This is a genomic window from Halomonas sp., assembly GCF_034520545.1.
Taxonomy (GTDB): domain Bacteria; phylum Pseudomonadota; class Gammaproteobacteria; order Pseudomonadales; family Halomonadaceae; genus Halomonas.
This window is the reverse complement of sequence record NZ_JAXHNN010000009.1, coordinates 578,644-595,029: the sequence shown is the minus strand read 5'-3', so window position 1 is coordinate 595,029 and position 16,386 is coordinate 578,644. Positions and strand designations below refer to the sequence as shown.

Annotated in this window: 16 protein-coding genes; 4 read left to right on the top strand and 12 right to left on the bottom strand. The window is 62.7% G+C overall.

Annotated features, from left to right (window positions below):
• Positions 1–121: 121 nt before the first annotated feature.
• From U5L98_RS07800 to U5L98_RS07785, 4 genes are all read right to left on the bottom strand, one after another.
• Positions 122–2,296 (bottom strand): polysaccharide biosynthesis tyrosine autokinase, encoded by a 2,175-nt coding sequence (locus U5L98_RS07800; protein WP_322557750.1) that lies wholly within the window; start codon positions 2,294–2,296, stop codon positions 122–124.
• Between the two features lie 180 nt (positions 2,297–2,476).
• Complete coding sequence (locus U5L98_RS07795) at positions 2,477–2,818, bottom strand: four helix bundle protein (RefSeq protein ID WP_322557749.1); 342 nt, start codon at positions 2,816–2,818, stop codon at positions 2,477–2,479.
• A 196-nt stretch (positions 2,819–3,014) separates the two neighbouring features.
• Complete coding sequence (locus U5L98_RS07790) at positions 3,015–3,452, bottom strand: low molecular weight protein-tyrosine-phosphatase (RefSeq protein ID WP_322557748.1); 438 nt, start codon at positions 3,450–3,452, stop codon at positions 3,015–3,017.
• On the bottom strand, positions 3,452–4,570 hold the full coding sequence (locus tag U5L98_RS07785; protein ID WP_322557747.1) for a polysaccharide export protein: 1,119 nt from the start codon (positions 4,568–4,570) through the stop codon (positions 3,452–3,454). Before U5L98_RS07785 ends, U5L98_RS07790 begins: the two co-directional genes overlap by 1 nt.
• A gap of 532 nt (positions 4,571–5,102) precedes the next feature.
• On the opposite strand from U5L98_RS07785, the gene U5L98_RS07780 reads away from it, so the two are divergent.
• The 4 genes from U5L98_RS07780 to U5L98_RS07765 all read left to right on the top strand — a co-directional run bounded on the left by U5L98_RS07780 (position 5,103) and on the right by U5L98_RS07765 (position 9,223).
• Positions 5,103–5,354 carry a hypothetical protein gene (locus U5L98_RS07780; RefSeq protein ID WP_322557746.1) on the top strand — a complete coding sequence of 84 codons (252 nt, stop codon included), beginning with the start codon at positions 5,103–5,105 and terminating at the stop codon, positions 5,352–5,354.
• 199 nt (positions 5,355–5,553) lie between these two features.
• The gene (locus U5L98_RS07775; protein ID WP_322557745.1) at positions 5,554–6,156 is read left to right on the top strand and encodes a hypothetical protein; all 603 of its coding nucleotides are present in this window, start codon (positions 5,554–5,556) and stop codon (positions 6,154–6,156) included.
• Positions 6,147–6,947: a capsule biosynthesis GfcC family protein gene (locus U5L98_RS07770; RefSeq protein ID WP_322557744.1), complete on the top strand. Its 801-nt coding sequence runs from the start codon at positions 6,147–6,149 to the stop codon at positions 6,945–6,947. Before U5L98_RS07775 ends, U5L98_RS07770 begins: the two co-directional genes overlap by 10 nt.
• A 113-nt stretch (positions 6,948–7,060) precedes the next feature.
• On the top strand, positions 7,061–9,223 hold the full coding sequence (locus U5L98_RS07765) for a YjbH domain-containing protein (protein WP_416208187.1): 2,163 nt from the start codon (positions 7,061–7,063) through the stop codon (positions 9,221–9,223).
• Positions 9,224–9,301: 78 nt separating this feature from the next.
• On the opposite strand, the gene U5L98_RS07760 is transcribed toward U5L98_RS07765, so the two are convergent.
• From U5L98_RS07760 to U5L98_RS07725, 8 genes are all read right to left on the bottom strand, one after another.
• On the bottom strand, positions 9,302–9,622 hold the full coding sequence (locus tag U5L98_RS07760; RefSeq protein WP_322557742.1) for a hypothetical protein: 321 nt from the start codon (positions 9,620–9,622) through the stop codon (positions 9,302–9,304).
• 272 nt (positions 9,623–9,894) lie between these two features.
• Positions 9,895–10,149 carry a (Na+)-NQR maturation NqrM gene (gene nqrM / locus U5L98_RS07755; protein ID WP_322557741.1) on the bottom strand — a complete coding sequence of 85 codons (255 nt, stop codon included), beginning with the start codon at positions 10,147–10,149 and terminating at the stop codon, positions 9,895–9,897.
• 189 nt (positions 10,150–10,338) lie between these two features.
• Positions 10,339–11,571, bottom strand: a complete 1,233-nt coding sequence (gene nqrF, locus U5L98_RS07750; protein WP_322557740.1) for an NADH:ubiquinone reductase (Na(+)-transporting) subunit F — start codon at positions 11,569–11,571, stop codon at positions 10,339–10,341.
• 71 nt (positions 11,572–11,642) lie between these two features.
• Positions 11,643–12,260, bottom strand: a complete 618-nt coding sequence (gene nqrE, locus U5L98_RS07745) for an NADH:ubiquinone reductase (Na(+)-transporting) subunit E (protein ID WP_322557739.1) — start codon at positions 12,258–12,260, stop codon at positions 11,643–11,645.
• A 1-nt stretch (position 12,261) separates the two neighbouring features.
• Positions 12,262–12,930 (bottom strand): NADH:ubiquinone reductase (Na(+)-transporting) subunit D, encoded by a 669-nt coding sequence (locus U5L98_RS07740; RefSeq protein WP_322557738.1) that lies wholly within the window; start codon positions 12,928–12,930, stop codon positions 12,262–12,264.
• Between the two features lie 2 nt (positions 12,931–12,932).
• Positions 12,933–13,748: a Na(+)-translocating NADH-quinone reductase subunit C gene (locus tag U5L98_RS07735; protein WP_322557737.1), complete on the bottom strand. Its 816-nt coding sequence runs from the start codon at positions 13,746–13,748 to the stop codon at positions 12,933–12,935.
• A complete protein-coding gene (locus U5L98_RS07730) occupies positions 13,748–14,974 on the bottom strand; it encodes an NADH:ubiquinone reductase (Na(+)-transporting) subunit B (protein ID WP_322557736.1) in 1,227 nt (408 codons plus the stop codon). Before U5L98_RS07730 ends, U5L98_RS07735 begins: the two co-directional genes overlap by 1 nt.
• Positions 14,974–16,323 carry a Na(+)-translocating NADH-quinone reductase subunit A gene (locus U5L98_RS07725; RefSeq protein WP_322557735.1) on the bottom strand — a complete coding sequence of 450 codons (1,350 nt, stop codon included), beginning with the start codon at positions 16,321–16,323 and terminating at the stop codon, positions 14,974–14,976. The genes U5L98_RS07730 and U5L98_RS07725 overlap by 1 nt, the downstream gene beginning before the upstream one ends.
• Positions 16,324–16,386: the final 63 nt, after the last annotated feature.

Below are 16,386 nucleotides of genomic sequence, written 5' to 3'. Positions count from 1 at the left end.
CTGCAAGGGTTATGGAGGTGCGGGGTGTTGGCGGAGTGCCCGCCGCCGGGCGTCTGACCCGCGAGGTGGGGCTAGGTGGCCTCTACTGACTCCTTGATTCATTGCACCTGCCCCCTTGCCCCTACTTATACGAGTAGCTGTAGTAGCCGTAGCCGTAGTAGGTGGCGGCTTTGCGTTCCATGGCGTTGAGGATGACGCCTTTGAGGTTGACGCCGGCGGTTTCCAGGCGGCGGTTGGCGATCTGCAGTTCCTTCACGGGATTCTGCTGGAAGCGGGCGACCATCAAACTGGTGCCGCACTGCTTGCCGACCACGGCGGCGTCGGTCACGGCGAGCACCGGCGGGGTGTCGATGACGACCAGATCGTAGCCCTGGCTGACGCGTTCGAGGAAATCGGTAAAGCGAGCATTCATCAGCAGCTCGGAGGGGTTAGGCGGGGCCTTACCGCGCGTGACAAAGTCCAGCCCGGGGATCTTGCTGTGGCGCAGCACGCTCCCGTGCGTGGCCTGGCCGGAGAGCAGCTCGGAGAGCCCGCCTTCGGCGCGTTCGCCGAACGCATGGTGCACATGGCCCTTGCGCATGTCGGCGTCGACCACCAGCACGCGCTGGCCGGCATGGGCGCATACCGCGCCCAGGTTGATGGAGATGAAGCTCTTACCGATATGCGGGCTGGGGCCGGTGATCATCAGCCGGTTGTTGGCGGCTTCCATCATCGCGAAGTGCAGGCTGGTGCGCAGGCCGCGCAGCGCTTCCACGGCATTGTCGGCGGGGGTTCGATGGGCCAGCACGCCGGTGGCGATCTCGGTGGCCTTTTTGTCACGACGATGCTTCACCCGGCGGGTCAGTTTGTTTTGGGCGTCGGAGAGCGGCACGGTGGCATAGACAGGCAGGCCGGCGTCCTCGATCTGCTCCGGCGATTCCACACCGCGGTTGAGCAGGCCGCGCAGCAGCACCAACCCGACGGCGAGCATGCCGCCCAGCAGCGTGGCCAGCACCACGATCAGCGGTTTCTTGGGCTCGATGGGCGCGCCCCCGACCAGCGCCTCGTCGATGATACGCACGTTGCCCACGGTGCCGGCGCGGGCGACCTCCAGCTCCTGAATCTTGTTGAGCACGTTGACGTAGATGGCCTGGGTGACCTCCATATCGCGGGTCAGGCGCACCACTTCCTGCTGAGCGGCGGGCAGCTCGTTGACCCGCTCGTTGAGCTGGGCGCGCTCTTCCTGCAGCTGGCGTTTCTTGCGCAGTAGTGTCTGGTATGCGGGGTGGTTGGGTGTGAAGCGCTGAGCGAGCTCGGCCTCCTGGAACTCCAGCTCGTTGAGCTGCTGCTCCAGAGCAATAAACTGCTCGATGGCGGCCTGGGATTCGCTGGAGAGATCGACGCTGTCCATCTCAACCCGGTACTGGTTCAGGGCATCCTCGGCCTCAGCCAGCTGGGCGCGCAGTTCCGGCGCCTGTTCACGCAGAAACTCCAGGCTCTGCTGGGCCTCGGCGGACTGGCGCTCCACGTTCTGGGTGAGAAAAGTTTCCGTGACGGCGTTCAATGCGCGGCGAATCTCTTCGCGCTCGGTGCCGGTCAGGGTGATCTGCAGCATGCCCGTGCTGCTGCGTCCGCCGCCCACTTCGTTCACCGAGAGCCGGATCTGCAGGCTGCGGGTGGCGGCAGAGCGGCTGCGCTTGAGCAGCTGGAACTGGGCGCCGGGCGGTGCCTGCAGCTCCGCCACTCGCACGGTGATCCCCGCCCGCTCCAGGGTAAGAAGCTGGCCGACGTCACCCCGACCCAGCACCTGGCCCTCGTGGCCAATCTGGAAGCGGCCATCGCCAAGTGAGGTCAGCATCAGCGGCTGGCCGCGCCACCGCTGCTCGACATCCAGCCGGCCGAGCTCCATGGTTTCGCCCCCCCAGACGAACGCCTGCCCGGCCATGGCGTCCGGCCGCTCGATGCCGTGACGCAGCACGAACTCGCCGATCACCGGCAGCATGCGCGGCTGCACTACCGTATCCAGCCCGATGCGATCCACCACCTGGCCGAGCACCATGCGCGACTTGAGGATCTGCACCTCGGCGGCGGTGCTGGACTCGTTCTCCTGGCCGAACACCTCGGCCATGTCGCCCAGCGGGCTGATGTTGGAGCGCCGCTCGATCTGCACCAGCGCATCGCCCTGGTAGATCGGGGTCTGCAACTGAGCATAGATGATACCGCCCAAGGCGAAGAAAAAGGTGATGGCGATGATCAGCCATTTGTGGTCCAGCAGCAGGCCGAACAGGCGGCCGAGGTCGATTTCGTCATCTGCCACCGAAGGTGGCTTCGTTCCAGGGTTCTGCGGGTCAGTCATGTGGGGTGGTGTCTCCGGGCTGGGAGGTCAGCTACAAGCTACAAGGAGCAAGCTGCAAGTGGGAGCTGCAAGCTTCAAGGAGCAAGCTGCAAGGAAACCAGCAAAAGCAATAGTTAACGTGATGCGTTGATGTAAGTGGGATCAGCGACGAAAAGAGGCCATCAGGCCGTGCAGCATCTTGGAAATCTCTCGCGTTTCCTGAGCCCACTTCTGACCCAAAGGCTTGCTGATATAGCCGATCTCGATGCCAATATAGATTTGCGTTCTCAGCTCGCCACAGGAGCCCTTCGAGTAGCTCAAGAACCTGACACGATCCTTTTCGGTCTCTCGCTCATAGCCTTCGGCGATGTTGCTGGCAATCGACAAGGCCGACCGCGTTATCTGGTCCTTGAAACCGAAGTCGCGACAGCTCTTGAACTCTGTGTAGACATCAGCACATAGCCGTGCGGACCGCTTCCAGACCTGCAGATCTTCGAATTGCATGCTGCCAATCTCCAAGGAGAACGTGTTCCCTGAAATTAGCTAATGAGACGCCTCGATCGCCCCTCCGGGTCAGACCCCTGCCATATCGCCACAGCTCGTAACGTGCTGCTTGCCACTGAAACGCTCCCCGCCGGGGTCTGACCCACGGGGCTCGCTTGTGGCCGCTTGGCCGCTTGGCCGCTTGGCCGCTTGGCCGCTAAAGCTTACCCGCCCATGCCTCGGTGGCTTCCTTGAGCAGACCATGCACATGCTCAAACGCTTCTCGGCTCTTGCGATAGGGGTCGGGGATGTCGCGGCCTTGGCCGTCGTCGAGCCATTTGCCCAGGGGCAGGGTCTTGCCCAGGGCTTCGGGGGCGAGTTCACCGACGGCGCGGCGCTGGCCGTCGCTCATCACCAGCACCAGATCGGCCTGGGCGATCATCTCGCGGGTAAGCTGACGCGCGCTGTGGCCGGCCACTTCGAGGCCCTCGGCTTCAGCCAGCTCTCGGGCGGTGGGCTCAACGCCCTGCCCCACCAGCGCCCCCAGGCCGGCGGAGCTGAGCTCCTTCGCCGGCAGGGCCTGGCGCAGCATGGCCTCGGCGACCGGGCTGCGACAGATGTTGCCGGTACAGACTACCAGGATGCGGTCGAACATCAGTTATTGATGTCTCTCACGTCATCCACGGCGCCGACGGCGGTGCCCGGCAGGCTGATGGAGGGCAGCAGCAGGCTGATCACGCGGTTCCAGCGAGCGATGGGCGCGGTGGTCACGTAGACCACGTCCTGCGGCTGGAGCGTGAAGCGATTACCCAGGGTGAACGAAGCGGCGTTGGTCACGTCGAGCTGATACACGGTGGCCAGCTTGGCGCTCGGCGCCTGCTGGCCGCGGATCACGAAGATGCCCGAGGGATCGGCGCTGCGCTCGTCGATGCCGCCGCTGCGCGAGATGGCGTCGGTGAGGGTCATGCGCTCGTTACCCAACGGGATGCTGCCCGGGCGATTGACCTGCCCCATCACGGAGACAGCCTGGTTCTCGGCGCTGGGCACGTGGAGGATGTCGCCCGTCTGCAGCAGGCGATTCTGGCTCATGTCGCCGTTGCGCATCAGCGCGTAGAGCGAGATCTGCTCCTGCTGGCCGTTGCGGTTTAGAAACACCGAGTGCCAGTTGGCACCGGGATTGGCGCTACCCACCTGGCTGATGGCGTCGACCAGGGTCAGCGGCACGCTGGTGATGGGCAGGGTCTTGGGCTGGCTGACCTCGCCGCTGAGGTAGACCTTCTTGGCGTTGTAGGCCGCGACGCTGACTTCCACTTGGGGCTCGGTAATAAAGGTGGCCAGCCGGCGAGACAGTTCATTGCGGATCTGATCCAGGGTCTTGCCTTCGGCATTGACCCGGCCGATGTAGGGATAGAAGAAGGTGCCATTGGCCTGCACAAGATTGCCCACCTCGGCGGCACTGCGATCGGTGCCACCGGGGTTGGTGAGCTCGGGGTGGTCATAGACGATAATGCTGAGCACGTCGCCGGGGCCCACCCGATACTCGTACGCCTCCAGCTTTGCCTGCAGCTCATCGCTGATGGGCTGGGCGCCTTGAGGTGACTGCCAGGTGGCCAGCAGGCCGGGAGTGATCGGTTCGATATCGACCAGATCATCGATGGGGGCCGTCTCGGTCTGGTAATCCATGTGGCTGCCCGGGGCGAAGGCGCAGCCTCCCAGCAAGAGGGCAGCAGCGAGGGGCAGCATCAGCCTTTGGATCCGCAGAATGTCTCTCATACCAGCTCACCTTCTTGTTGACATGGGGAAACCGTTCTCATTGTGGGCTTTCGGACACGCTACCGCCCCGAGGTCAACTGGCGATTCCCCGAGGCCGTTGATCCGGCACGCTCCTACCGTAGGCATCTGGCTTCAACCCTGCCATCTTGGCCTGATTGGCTCGCTGCATAGACAGCAGCTGAATCGGCAAAGCGTGTGAGCGGCTCATCCTGCCCTCTGGCTTGGCTGCGATGCGACCTGCTACAGCACAAGGAAGGGCAGTTTACGCGACTCGCCTGATCCTTCTCCACCCCTGGTGAAGAAAGTTTTGCCTCGTAGGCGATCTCTTGCGAAGGAAGAAATGAGTATAGGGAAGCGAAAACGATGGACTATGCGGAATTTCGATGAGCTTGGTGATACAGACTCACAAAGCATTCAAGAGGTAGACTTTCGCCTGTCTTCATCTATCATGGGGCTATAAGATTCAAGGGTAATTCAACTGCTGTCGGAACCTTTCTCACAGCAAGCCGACTAGACCATCGGGAGAAGCGATATGATAAACCAGGCGAAAGCGAAGAAAGCGTTGGCCATGGTGGCGACCGCCGGCATGCTAGTTTCACCGCTGGCCCTGGCGCAGAACCCCCAGGGAGGTGGGCCTCCCCAGCGTGGAGGGCTGGCCGGCCTGTCCCAGGCAACCGGCCTTTCCGTGCCCGTCTTAGCAGGCATCGGGACCATCACTGTCATTGCCGTCGCGGTCGCCATCGCCGATTCCGGTGATGGCTCAAGCCCTACCGGGACCCCGTAAACGAGTTCAAGCAATGCGCCAGGGAAGTCATGGAAGACAGCATCGCCCGCAACACCGCAGCCGCCTCATGGCGGCTCTTTATCGTGCAGCTCTTCTCCGTAAGCTTCTTTTTGGTAAATTCAGGCCTGCGGGACTTCTTGTTGTGGCTCTGCCTCTTCTGGGTGCTTGCGCCAGTGACGGCACCCTTTGGAAGGGAAGCTTGCAGGGCCTGCTGCCCGGCGAAAGCGACTCATTGGCCGAGCGCGCCGAGGCGCTTTCCTTCGCTTCGCTTTCGTTGGACACCGGCGACCGCCGGGGCCTGGTGGTGCTGGGAACACTGACCGGCGAAACCAGCTATTGGCCAACAGGGGCCAATGGCCTGGTAGCCTTGCATCAAGAGGGCCTGCACGCCACCGCCGGTTTGCCTCAGGACCTTCTGCATACCCGCTATTCAATGCATCCGAAAGACTCCAACAATCAGGGCGCCTCTCTCGAGAAAGCTAGTCTCGAGGGGTACGTCCCCTGGCGGGACGCTACACCGGACACCTTCCGTGTGACTCGTCTGTGGCGCACTACGGAGGGCCTGGTGGCCGGTGGCGAGGCCCAGGGGCACTTGACCTGTCATGCCCCTACCCCTCGCGAGCTGCCACTGGCCACACTATCGCTGCAGCGCTGTGAGCAGCGACTGCAGTGGCAGGACGGCAGCATCACGGAGGGCACGCTGTGGCGAGACGCCGAGACACTCAGGCTCTGGTCGGTGAGTGAGCAGCCCTGGCCTGGCGCGGCGCAGTTCAAATGGGAGGTGGCACGGCCATGGTGGTAAGGAGAGCGACCTGCCGATGTCGCCGGGTCCTGATAGCACTTGGCCTGTCGGTACTGACGACGCTGGCGGCCCTGCCCGCCCTGGCACAATCCGCCCCCACCCTGACTGATGCCTGGATCGAGACGCTACAGGGCAGGAGTGCACCCCCGGCCTGGAGCCATGCCTTCGCCCTGCGCCAGGAAACCGCCGCCGAGCTGCCCGGCCAGCGTCGGCGCATGATCGAGGAGCTGCGCACCCTGATCGCCAGTGCCACCATCGCCGGTGACATGAGCCGCACCACAGGCCTGCTGACCTGGCAGGCTCGTCTCGAGGCAATGGATGATGCTCGAGGTCGCACGCCGGGACGCATGGACTTGCCTTGGCTCGGCGCCCATCTGCGCCACAATCCGCCTCTCTCGACCATCGCCGGGTGGGGAGTCTGCGAGGTGCCTGGCTGGGTGGAACTCTGGCACGTAACAGGCGTGACGCGTCTGGCTTGGCGACCCGGCCTGACGCTTGACGAGGCATTGCAAGCCCTGCCGGAAGCTGCCCGCCGGGATAGTAACCACGCCCAGCTGATCACCCCGCCGGGCGAGGTGCACCGCCTGGGTATTGCTGCCTGGAACGCCGAACCGGCTCCGCTGGCACCGGGAAGCCGGGTAATGCTCGAGTTCCCTGCCGGACAGGGGCTGCGCGGCGCCTTGCCGTTCCCCGGCACCGTGGAGGAGCGTCAACTGGTCAATACCCGGCTTCCCGCCTATCTCGCGACCCGGCTGCCTGGTGACGACTGCCGTCTGTGGAGGGCGGAATGAAGGGGGCTAGGGGCAAGCGAAAACTAGAACAGGAACAAGGGATCTAGGGATGAGCGACAAGAGGCCTTTCGGGCAGCTACAAGCTTCAAGGAGCAAGCTACAAGGGGCAAGGGATGATGAGTGACAAGAAGCCCTTCGGGCAGCTACAAGCTTCAAGGAGCAAGCTACAAGGTTCAAGGGGTCAAGGGGTCAAAGGGTCCTTGTTGCTTGCGGCTTGTAGCTTGCCGCTTTTGGCGTTGCCGGTTCAGGCCGATGGCCTGGCGGGGAAACTGGGCCAAGGCCAGAGTGATTTCGGTGGGGTAGGCTTGATGCAGAACCCAACGGCACGAATGGCACCCGAGGGCACGATGTCGGCCAGCTTCAGTTGGACGGAGCCCTATCGTCGCTTCAATCTCATCTTCCAGCCCCTTGACTGGCTGGAGGGGGGCTTTCGCTTCGTTGAGATCGAGAATCGCGAGTTTCTGGCAACAGAAGGCGATACCTCCTTTCTGGACAAGGGCTTCGATATGAAGCTGCGGTTGCTGGAGGAGACCCGCCACTGGCCGGAGGTTTCACTGGGCTTTCGCGACCTGGCAGGGACCACGCTGTTCGGTGCGGAGTACCTGGTCGCCGGCAAGCGTTGGCACGACTTCGACTTCAGTCTGGGGGTCGGCTGGGGCTATCTGGGCAATGCGGCGGATATCGATTCACCCTTGGGCTTTCTTTCCGAGGAATTCGACGAACGCCCTACCGACGTGGGGGGCAGCCGGGGTGGTGAATTCGCCCTGGAAGCCCTTTTTCGGGGCCCCATGGCCTTCTTCGGCGGCGTAGAGTATCAGACACCCTGGGATCCGCTGGTGCTACAGCTCGAGCTGGAAGGCAACGACTATTCGAACGAACCCAGAGATACCGAGCAGGATCAGGACTCCCGCTTCAACCTGGGAGCTCGGCTGGCGCTCTCGGACAATTTCGAACTACGCGGTGGCTGGCAGCGCGGCAATACGGCCATGGCGGGTCTAGTCTACAACGTAGATCTGGCTGGGCTCAGCCAGGTCAAGCGAGACCCACCGCCGGCGCCTATCGATGCCCCACCGCGGGAGAACTGGGCTGAGGTGGCCGAGGCGCTGGAGCAGAACGCTGGCATGCGGGTGTCCCGCATCAGCCGCGACAAAGACGATCTGCGCGTGGAGGCCGAGCCGGTCACCTTCCGCGCCTTGACTCAGAGCGAGGGACGTGCGGGTCGCATCCTGCATGCCCAGGCCGACGAGGAGGTGGAGAGCTTCCACTACCGTTGGGAGAACCGCGGCATGGACCTGCGCGAGGCGGTGCATGAACGTGAAGCCTTCGTCGTCGCTGCCACCTCGGCCGAGCAGGCCCGCGACCACCGCCATGGCATCTATACCCATGGCCGGCTCTCGGACCCTGACGGCGAGGTGCTCTACGACGCCTCCGAGCAGCGTTTCAGCTGGGGGGTGGGCCCGCGCCTGGATCAGAACTTCGGCGGGACGGATGGTTATCTCTTTCGCCTGATGGCGGCCGTCGATGCCGAATACCGTACCGATGACAACGGCTGGCTGTTCGGCGAGGCCGCCTGGACCGTGGTGGACAACCTGGACAATTTCGACTTCGTCGAGGGCTCCGGGCTTCCGCGGGTGCGCACCTTCATCGCCGATTATCTCTCCGAATCCAGCGTGGGGATCCAGACCCTGCAATACACGCGCACAGGCAAGCTCGGCGACAACTGGTATGCCATGGGCTACGGCGGCCTGCTGGAGATGATGTATACCGGTGTGGGCGGCGAGATACTCTACCGCGAATTCAACAGCCCGGTGGCGATCGGCCTGGAAGCCAATCAGGTCTACCAGCGGGAGTTTGACCAGGGCTTCGGCTTGCGCGACTACGACAACTGGACGGGCCACCTGACCAGCTACATCGAGACCGGTGTCGAGGATGTACTGGCCAAGGTCAGTGTCGGGCGCTACCTGGCAGGTGATGTCGGCGGTACTTTGGACCTGTCACGGGAATTCGACTCGGGAGTACGGATCGGCGCCTGGGCCACCTGGACCGATGCCGGAGTGGAGGACTTCGGCGAGGGCGGCTTCGACAAGGGGCTCTACCTGTCGATTCCCTACGATGCCATCTTCACCCGCTCGAGCCGCGAACGCGCCGATATCGCCTGGCGACCGCTCACCCGCGACGGCGGAGCGAGGCTTAATCGCCAATATGAACTCTACGACCTCACCCGGGAACGCCAGTTGGGTGATTACTGGCAGGACTATGACAAAACCTGGGAATAGGGAACGGGGGAAAAAAGCTTGCAGTGCCCAGCCCCTGGGAGGCCCCCAGGGGCTAGCGCGGTCCAGGGGCTAGCGCGGTCAGGTAGTGTCGGGGGCGAGCTCGTCGACGCAGAGGAAGCCACCACCGGGAATGGGAGATCCGTTGATATCTCTGGCTTCAGGGTGATAACCGATGGCGTGTCGATAATTATCGGACTGGCATACTTCATCACCCATGGCCTGCAATTCCGCCGGTACAGGGCCAAAAAGTCCTGGATCATTCCACGTCGGATGTTCGCCTTTCTCGATCAGCTTGGGCGGTGTTTCGGCAGGGTAAGCACCCGGTCCTTCCATTGATGTGGCACAGCCGCTCAGGGCAAGAAAAAGTGCCGTTATTCCCGCGGTGGTTTTCCATTGCATGGTTTCGACGCTCCCATCAGTTGCAAGACATACTCCAAGGCTAGCAGCTCTAATCCTGAGCGCTATCTTTTCCAGTTGATTCTAGCGCCGGGTAGCGTCGTAGCCGAGGTCGGCGTCGCGGATTTCGTCGCTGCGGCGGCAGGCGCTGTTCAGCTTGCGGTTCCACAAGAGGTCGGTTCCACAAGAGGTCGGTTCCACAAGGGGTCAGACCCTTAAGTGGCCTTTGGCATTCCATGCCAAAGGCCACTTAAGGGTCTGACCCCGGACATTGCCTAGCGCCGGGTGGCGTCGTAGCCAAGGTCGGCGCCGCGGCTTTCGTCGCTGCGGCGGCGGGCGCTGTTCTGCTTGCGGTTCTCTTCTTCGCAGACTTCGTCCTTGCCGCCGCAGATGTCGCAGCCTTCCTTCATGCCGAGCTGGTTGAGCCCGCCGCAGGAGCCGGCGATGGGCTTGCGGCCCATGATCACGCCGACGGCCATGGCGGCCATGATCAGCAGGAAGAAGGCGAATACCATCAGGTAAATTGTCATTGCAAGGCTCCTCGAGAGTAGAGATAGAGCTGGCCATCCTGTTCAGACAACACTAGGCGGTGAGAGGTCCAGGATGAGGAATATCTAGTGCCTGAGATGACGATAATCATCTATCGGCATGTCGGGCAGCAGATGCGAAAGGGCCGGCCTTGCGGCCGGCCCCCTGGGCTCGCCTTGCGGCGATCGAGATCAGCCGCCGAAGTCGTCCAGCAGGATGTTCTCGGGTTCCACGCCCAGATCGGTCAGCAGCTTGATCACCGAGGCGTTCATCATGGGCGGCCCACACATGTAGTACTCGCAGTCCTCGGGAGCCGGGTGGTCCTTGAGGTAGTTCTCGTAGAGTACGTTATGGATGAAGCCGGTCGGCCCGTCCCAGTTATCATCGGGCTGCGGGTCGGAGAGCGCCAGGTGCCACTCGAAGTTGGGGAACTCCTCGGCCAGCTGGTCGTACTCCTCGTTGTAGAAGGTCTCACGCCAGGAACGCGCGCCGTACCAGAAGGAGATCTTGCGGTCGGTCTTGAGACGCTTGAGCTGATCGAAGATGTGGCTGCGCATCGGCGCCATGCCGGCACCACCGCCGATGAAGATCATTTCGGCATCGGTGTCCTTGGCGAAGAACTCGCCGAAGGGCCCCATCACCGTGATCTTGTCACCCGGCTTCAGCGAGAAGACATAGGTGGACATCAGCCCCGGGGGATGGTTGGTGTTGGGCGGCGGCGTGGCGATACGGATGTTGAACTTGAGGATGCCCTTCTCGTCCGGATAGTTCGCCATGGAGTAGGCGCGGATGACTTCCTCGTGGTTCTTGTGAGAGACATCGAACAGGCCGAACTTCTCCCAATCGCCGCGATACTCCTCCTCGATGTCGAAATCCTTGAAGGAGATATCGTAGGGCGGCGCCACCAGCTGCACATAGCCGCCGGCGCGGAAGCCCACTTCCTCACCCTCGGGCAGCTTGAGGTTGAGCTCCTTGATGAAAGTGGCGACGTTGGGATTCTTGATGACCTCGCATTCCCACTGCTTGACGCCGAAGACCTCCTCCGGAACCTCGATCTTCATGTCCTGCTTTACCGGCACCTGGCAAGAGAGGCGCCAGCCATCCTTCTTCTCGCGCAGGGTGAAGTGAGACTCCTCGGTGGGCAGGATGGCACCACCGCCCTCCTCCACACGGCACTTGCACTGGGCACAGGAGCCACCGCCGCCACAGGCGGAGGAGAGGAAGATGCCGTTGGCGGCCAGGGTGTTGAGCAGCTTGCCGCCGGCCTGAGTGGTAAGGGAGTGCTCGGGGTCGCCGTTGACCTCGATGGTCACGTCCCCGCTGCTGACGAGCTTGCTGCGGGCAGCCAGGATCACCAACGTCAGACTGATGACGATGACAGTGAACATGACCACACCGAGCAAGATGACTGCTGTATCAACCATGTCGGTTTCCTATTGCTTGCGTTACCTGGTCACCGGCGGCAATTGACGCCGCCGGAAGAGCACGCCCCGTCTCAGAGCTGGATGCCGGAGAAGGACATGAAGCCCAGCGACATCAGGCCAACGGTAATGAAGGTGATGCCCAGCCCCTGGAGGGAGTCGGGTACGTCGCTGTACTTGAGCTTCTCGCGGATGCCGGCCAGCGCGGTGATGGCCAGCGCCCAGCCGGTGCCGGCGCCGAAACCATAGACCACGGATTCACCGAAGTTGTAGTTACGCTCGACCATGAACAGGACGCCACCCAGGATGGCGCAGTTCACGGTAATCAGCGGCAGGAAGACGCCCAGCGCGTTGTAGAGCGCAGGCACGTACTTGTCGAGGAACATCTCGATGATCTGCACCACCGCGGCGATGACGCCGATGTAGCTGAGTAGACCCAGGAAGGAGAGGTCGATGTTCTCGGCGCCGGGAATCCCGGTCCAGCTCAGCGCGCCTTCAGCCAAGAGAAGGTTGAGGACCAGATTGTTGACCGGCACGGTAATAGTCAGCACCACGATCACGGCGATGCCCAGGCCGAAGGCCGAGGAGATCTTCTTGGAGAGTGCCAGGAAGGTGCACATACCCAGGAAGAAGGCCAGGGCCATGTTCTCGACGAAAACCGAGGCGACGAACAGGCTGATATAATGTTCCATGTTACACGGCCTCCTTCGGCTGGGTGTTTGCCTTCATCTTGAACTCGTTCTCCTCGATCTGTTCCGGGTTGAGCGCACGCAGCCCCCATATGATCAGACCGATGATGAAGAACGCCGAGGGCGGCAGCAGCAGCAGGCCATTGGGCACGTACCAGCCGCCATCCTGCACGGGCTGCAGCACGGTGAAGCCGAACACGCTGCCGGCACCGAGTAGCTCGCGGAAGAAGCCCACGACCATCAGGATGAAGCCATAGCCGATGCCGTTGCCGATGCCGTCCAGGAAGGAGAGCCCCGGCGGGTTCTGGGTGGCAAAGCCTTCGGCGCGGCCCAGTACGATGCAGTTGGTGATGATCAGCCCGACGAACACCGAGAGCTGCTTGGACATCTCGTAGGCGTAGGCCTTGAGGATCTGGTCAACCACAATGACCAGCGAGGCGATGATGGTCACCTGCACGATGATGCGGATGGAGGACGGGATATGGTGACGGATCAGCGACACGAAGAGGCTCGAGAAGGCCGTCACGAAGATCACCGCCAGCGTCATCACCAGCGAGACGCTCATGCTGGTGGTCACCGCCAGCGCCGAGCAGATACCCAACACCTGCAAGGCGATGGGGTTGTTCTTGAAGATAGGCGTCGTCAGGACGCTCTTTGCGCTCACATCAGACATGATCAGGCTCCTTCCGTTTCGTTATCGCCCGCAACGTCATCTACACGAGGCTGGTCACCTTGGCGGAATTTCGCCAGGTAGTCGGCGAAGCCTTTGGGGCCAAGCCAGAACTGCAGCATGTCGGTGACGCCATTGCTGGTCAGGGTGGCACCGGAGAGCGCATCGACTTCCGTCTCGCCGCTGGCACCGCCCTTGACAAGGCTGATCGCAGGATCGATTTCGCCGCTCTCGGCGTAGATCTCCTTGCCTTCCCACTGAGCCTGCCAGCGCGGGTTGTTGACCTCGGCACCCAGTCCGGGGGTCTCGCTATGCTGGTAGTAGGTGATGCTGACGATGGTGTTGCCGTCGCCTTTCACGGCGAGGAAGCCGCGCATCAGCCCCCACAAGCCCTGGCCGCGAATCGGCAGGATGATCTGCTTGGGGTCATCCGGGTCGCCCACCAGGTAGACGGTGCTGTAGAGCTCCTGACGCGTGAGGCCGGCGATATCGTCCGGCCCCGAGAGCGTGCGCCCGCTGGCAGGATCACGACGCGCCTCGAAGGCGTTGTAGGTCTCCGGGTCATGCTCCTCGCTGTATTCACCGGTATCAAGGTTCACCACGCGCGGTGTGATCATGGACTCGAAGGTCTCGTTCACGTCCATGCCGGGCTCATAGAGCTGAGCCACCTCGAGGATGTTGGTCTTGCGATCCAGCTCCTGATTGAACTGCTGCTTGGAGCGCAGGGCCACCGCGGCGGTGGAGACGATGATCGAACACACGATACAAAGTGCGAACGCCACCGTCAGGATCTTCTTGATGGAGTTGTTGCTCTGTGCCATCAGGCAGTCTCCTCGGCCGGTACACCGGTGCGCTGCATGCGGCGCTTGATGTTGGCCTGTATAAAGAAGTTGTCGATCAGCGGGGCGAACAGGTTGGCGAACAGGATCGCCAGCATGATGCCTTCGGGGAACGCCGGGTTGACGACGCGGATCAGCACCGTCATGACGCCGATCAGCGCGCCGAAGATCAGGCGGCCCTGGTTGGTCATGGAGGCGGAGACCGGGTCGGTGGCCATGAACACCATGCCGAAGGCGAAGCCGCCTACCACCAGGTGCCAGTACCAGGGCATGGCGAACATCGGGTTGCTGTCGGAGCCGATCAGATTGAAGAGTGCGCTGGTGGCCACCATGCCCAGGAAGACCCCGAGCACGATTCGCCAGGAGGCGATCTTGGTCCACAGCAGTACCACGGCCCCGATCAGGATCGCCAGGGTCGAGGTCTCGCCCACGGAGCCCGGGACGAAGCCGAGGAAGGCGTCCCACCAGCTGAACTGGTTGGAGAGGGCCGCCATGCCGTCCGAGAAGGCGACAGAAAGCGCGGTTGCCCCGGTGTAGCCATCGGCCGCCACCCAGACCGCATCGCCGGAGATCTGCGCCGGATAGGCGAAATAGAGGAAGGCACGACCGGTCAGCGCCGGGTTGAGGAAGTTCTTGCCGGTACCGCCGAAGATCTCCTTGCCGATCACCACACCGAAGGTGATGCCCAGCGCCACCTGCCACAGCGGGATAGTGGCGGGCAGGATCAAGGCATAGAGAATGGAGGTGACGAAGAAGCCCTCGTTGACCTCGTGACCACGCTTGATGGCGAACAGCACCTCCCAGAAGCCGCCGACCAAGAAGGTCACCAGATAGATCGGCAGGAAGTAGGTGGCGCCCAGCACCAGATTGGCCCACAGGCTGCCCGGATCATGGCCGCCGGCGAGGGTCATCATGATCGCCTCGCGCCAGGTGCCCATGGAGGTGAAGCCTTCGGCAATGGCCGAGTTGGCCATCCAGCCGGCGTTCCACATGCCGAAGAACATCGCCGGGAAGGTGCACAGCCAGACGGTGATCATGATGCGCTTGAGGTCCACGCCGTCGCGCACATGGGCCGTGGTCTTGGCCACATCGGGCGGGGCGTAGAAGATGGTGTCCACCGCCTCATAGAGGGGATAGAACTTCTCGTATTTGCCCCCCTTGTGGAAGTGGGGTTCGAGATTGTCGAGTGTCTGTCGGATACCCATCATCAGGCCTCTTTCTCGATCATGGTGAGGTTGTCACGCAGGATGGGACCGTACTCGTACTTGCCAGGGCACACATAGGTGCACAGTGCCAGGTCCTCTTCATCCAGCTCCAGGCAGCCGAGCTGCATCGCCGTCTCGATGTCGCCGACGATCAGCGAGCGCAGCAGCTGAGTGGGCAGGATGTCCAGCGGCATCACCTCTTCGTACATGCCCACCGGCACCATGGCGCGCTCGGAGCCGTTGGTCGAGGTGGTCGGCGCATAGTTGTGCAGGCCGGTTATCTTCGACAGGTAGATGCCCATCACGGAGTGGCGATCCTTGCCGGGCGACAACCAGCCCATCCAGACGCGCTTGTTGCCCTCCTCGAGCAGGCTGACCTGATCATGGAAGCGCCCCAGGTAGCGCAGGCTGCCCTCGCAGGTGGCACCGGCGAACACCGAACCGGAGATAACGCGGGTACCCTCGCGATCGATCACCTCGCCATCAAGCAGCTCTTCGGAGCTTGCCCCGATCCGGGTACGCAGCAGGCGTGGATTCTCGGCGCGCGGGCCACCCACGGCGATCACGCGCTGAACATCCAGTTTGCCTTCGGCGAACATCTTGCCAAAAGCGATGACGTCCTGGTAACCGATATGCCAGACCCGCTTGTGCAGCGCCACGGGCGAAAGATGATGGATATGAGTACCGACCAGGCCAGCGGGATGTGGACCGGCGAAGGTCTCGTGCTGCACGCCCTTGACGTCGGTACCCGGAACACGAGCGTCCGGCGCCGTGCAGAGGTAGACCTGGCCCTCGGTCAGCCGAGCCAGCACCTTGAGGCCATCCTCGAAGGCTTCGGCCTGCTCGTTGATGATCCCCGCTGGATCCGCGGCCAGCGGATGCGTGTCGATGGCCCTGACGAAGATATCGGTCGGCGAGCTGTCGATGGCCGGGGTGCGCGAGTAGGGCCGGGTGCGCAGCGCGGTCCACAGCCCCGATTCGACCAGCTGGTCGACGACGGCCTGCCGCTCGAGGCCCTCGAGCTTGTCGCGCCCATGAGCCGTGAACTCCACCGCCTCTTCGGTCTCGTCGACCTTGATGACCACCGAGAGCAGCTTGCGCTTCTCGCCGCGATTGATGGCGACGACCTCACCGGCCGCCGGCGCCGTGAAACGCACCCCGTCGATCTTCTTGTCGGTGAAGAGCAGCTGGCCCAGCTTGACCCTGTCCCCCTCACTGACCTCCATGGTCGGCTTCATGCCGACATAGTCGGTGCCCAGGACGGCCACATGGCGCACCGGTCGCGCATCCTCGATACGCGCCTCCGGTATCCCCGCGATGGGGAGATCCAGGCCTTTCTTGACTTCGATCATAGTCTCGCCCAGTTGATGGATCGGATAGCTGAAGAAAGGAGTTCGAATGGATTCGAATTCTTC